Source organism: Massilia sp. TWR1-2-2, from assembly GCF_049897565.1.
Classification (GTDB): domain Bacteria; phylum Pseudomonadota; class Gammaproteobacteria; order Burkholderiales; family Burkholderiaceae_D; genus JAFCUW01.
In genome coordinates this window covers 1-3,454 of record NZ_JAFCWM010000075.1, presented here as the reverse complement: position 1 = coordinate 3,454, position 3,454 = coordinate 1, and the positions used below count along the sequence as shown (strand labels likewise).

The following is a 3,454-nucleotide window of genomic DNA, read 5'->3' as shown; positions in this document are numbered from 1 at the left end:
CGCGTACAGCAAGGACGGCCTGCCGACCGACATCAAACAACCGGATGGGCAGCTGATCACCCTGGAATACGGTGAGCGTCGGCGCGTGGCAGTGCGCACGGTGCAAGACGGCCAGGGCGCAATTCAACGCACGCACTATTTTTATGACGACGCAGGCCAACTGATCCGCACGACCGCGCCCGACGGGTCCGTCATCGAATACGGTTACGACGCGGCGCACCGCCTCACCGATCTGCGCGATGGCGCGGGCAACACGGCGCACTTCACGCTCGACAACATGGACAACGTGGTGAAGCAGGAAGTGCGCGGCGCGGGCGGCGAGCTGGTGTTGACGGCAAAGCGCAGCTATGACGCGCTCAATCGGCTGCAGAAGGAGCAGCGCGACGACCTGGATACAGGCATGAGTTATGCCTACGACCGAAGCGGCAACCTGACCGCGGCCATCGATCCGCTAGGGCGCAAGACGACCCAGGTGTTCGACAGCTTCGACCGGGTGGTGGCGCAAACACTGCCGCCACCGACGCCGGGCGCCGCGGCGCCGGTGCTCGGCTACGGGTATTCGCATCAGGACGCGCTGCTTTCGGTGACCGATCCGCGCAAGCTGATCACGCGCTACAACGTGGAAGGGCTCGGCCAGCAAACCGGCATCGTCAGTCCGGACACGGGAACGACGACTACCAGCTACGATGGCGCTGGCAATCCTCTCAGCAGCACTGACGCCGCCGCGCGCAAGACGACGTATAAATTCGATGCTGCAGGGCGTCTGACCCAGCTAGGGACAAGCGTATTTGAATATGGCAAGGACGGCACCGGCGCGACCGGACGCTTGATCAAAATGAGCGACGCATCGGGTCAGACCAGCTACGACTACGACGGGTTTGGCAGGCTGCTGAAAAAGGTTCAGATAGTCGGCAGCGGCGCTACGGCGAAGAGTTTTACGACAGCTTATACGTACGGCAGCAGCGGCACCAGCGTCGGACATGTCACGTCGATGACCTACCCCAGCGGCAATCGGATCAAGTACACGTATGGCACCGATGGCCGCGTGAAGAGCCTGGTGCTGATCGCGCCAGGCGCCAGCCCGGTTACGATTCTGGGCGACATCCGCTATCTGCCCTTCGGTGCAGTACGTGGCTGGACTTGGGGCAACAGCAGCACCGCCATCCCGAACATCTACGAGCGCAAATTCGATCTCGACGGCCGGATCGTCAGCTATCCGTTGGGCCATCCCGCCAATAACGGCACAGTGCGCACGCTGAGCTACGACGCCGCAGGACGCATTACGGCGACCAAACACACCGGCACCGCAGGGGCTGCCCTGCTCGATCAGCGCTATGGCTACGACGGTCTTGACCGGCTGATTGCATTTGACGGCGCTAACAGGAGCCAGCGGTTCCAGTATGACGCCAATGGAAATCGCATTCGAGCAACGTTCGGCGCGAACACATATATCAACGCGATCAGCGCCACAAGCAATCGCCTTACCAGCACAACGGGCCCGGGCCCGTTCAAGCAAAACTCCTATGACGCTACCGGCAACTTGCAAAGCGATGGGGCGATTCAATACAACTACGGAACTGACGGCCGCTTAAGCTGGGTAGGTCGCGGCGCGGTCTCGACGGGTTATCGCTACAATGCGCTTGGTCAACGCGTTTTGAAGACAGGTGCCGCGGGCGGCGCAGTGCTTTACGTGTACGGCGAACGAGGCCAGCTTCTTGGGGAGTACGATAACGCAGGCAACGCAGTGCAGGAAACTGTTTACCTCGGCGAACTGCCAGCGACGGTGTTGAAGCCAAATACAGAGACCCCAAGCACAAAGGGACCGTTGAACTTCGCGATTTACCACGCGTTCTCTGACCACCTAAACACGTCACGCGTGTTGACGCGTGCGAGCGACAACAAGATGGTTTGGCGCTGGAATGACGCGGATCCGTTTGGGCTCGATCAACCTGACGAGAACCCAAGCCGGATGGGCTTGTTCGCTTACAATCCTCGTTTTCCGGGACAACTATTCGACAAGGAGACGAACAACCACTACAACCGCTTTAGGGATTACGATCCGCAGACAGGCCGGTATGTGCAGAGCGATCCCATCGGACTTGACGGTGGCATTAGTACGTACACATACGCGGAAGGGAATCCGGTTATGTTTACCGATCCCGAGGGCTTAGAAACGTTGCTCTGTGCTCGCGAACTCGGCGGTACAGTGCCGACAGCGCCATCGGGCAATCCGCTACGTCACGAGTATCTAGTTGTCAATGGAAAGGTATTCAGCTTCATGCCGGGCGACAGCATGTTGTGGAGCCAAGGCCGCATTGATAACAATGAATCGATTAACGGCAGGTGCGAGTCTGTCTCGAAGGATTCCAAGTTTGATAGCGCTGTCGAGAAGGCGATCGCCGAGGTAGGCGCGCCAAAGTACAGCATAGCGGCATATCCTGGCACGACGGCTCATCTATTCGGTGCAAGGAATTGCCAGTCATGGGCTGCTACGGTTCTGCGACGTGCGAGGAAAACGAAATGAACTTTCTATGGATTCTGCTGTTCGGAAGCGTCACCCGCCTCACTGAGGTGCCCGTAAATTTGATCGCAGGCCCGAATGAAATCGCGCTGAAAAAACCGATTTCCACAGTTACGTCAGGAGCGTCGCTCGAAATTGATGTTTCGGCAATGGTTCCTAAAGCGGACTTAACTATAGAATTATCACGAAAATGGGTCGAAAGGAACTTCAAGACAGGATGTGTGCAAGCGCAGCTGCAAACACGCGGAACTGTCACTACACGCCTTGAATTTAACGGGCAGTCTTCATTTGCACCCGAAAAGGTTTACTTAATCTTGTCTAGTCGCGATGCCGCTCCGGTTGGCGCCGAACTCAATTCGCTGGTACTGACCACCTGCACCCCCCTCAACAATGTAGTCATCTACTGGAGGAACTACCACCTGTAATACGACACCGGCAGCTACCCCAGCGATGGCAGGGGGCGCATCGTCAGCGAAAGCCAGCCGGCCGGCGCCGGGTGCGATGCCGGCGCCAGCGTGTTCGAATACACCAGCAGCGGCGACCTCGTCAGCCGTACTGACTTTAATGGCCAGAAAACCTGCGTTGCCACCGACGTGGTGCGCGGCCTGGAAACACGTCGGATTGAAGGCCTGGCCGCAGGCGCAAGCTGCCCGGTGGGGGCCAACCCCGTCATCAGCAAAATGGCCCGCATGGCCAGTACCCAATGGCATCCCGAGTGGCCGCTGAAAAGCGCCGTCGCCGAAGCAAACCGGATCACGACCTACACCTTCCACGGCCAACGCGGCGCCGACGGACAAGTAGCCAATTGCGCCCTGGCTGCAACCCTGCCAAACGGCAAGCCGCTCGCGCTCGTCTGCCGTAAAACGGTTCAGTCGACCACCGACGACAATGGTTCGCTGGGCTTTGCGGCAGCAAAAACCGGCACGGCACGGG

General features: G+C 59.0%; 2 protein-coding genes and 1 pseudogene. All 3 read left to right on the top strand.

The genetic code is table 11. From position 1 onward, the window contains the following. Nucleotides 1–2,524: RHS repeat-associated core domain-containing protein (locus ACP7DD_RS26340; protein ID WP_426178332.1), on the top strand; the 2,524-nt coding region annotated here is incomplete at its 5' end. Further along, on the top strand, nt 2,521–2,946 hold the full coding sequence (locus ACP7DD_RS26335) for a hypothetical protein (RefSeq protein ID WP_426178331.1): 426 nt from the start codon (nt 2,521–2,523) through the stop codon (nt 2,944–2,946). The genes ACP7DD_RS26340 and ACP7DD_RS26335, both read left to right, overlap by 4 nt. 90 nt (nt 2,947–3,036) lie before the next feature. After that, nucleotides 3,037–3,454: pseudogene (locus tag ACP7DD_RS26330) on the top strand (RHS repeat domain-containing protein); the annotation flags it as partial.

Excerpts from the sequence above, each read along its gene's own strand:
- ACP7DD_RS26335 (WP_426178331.1), top strand. The coding sequence starts at position 2,521 with ATGAACTTTCTATGGATTCTGCTGTTCGGAAGCGTCACCCGCCTCACT.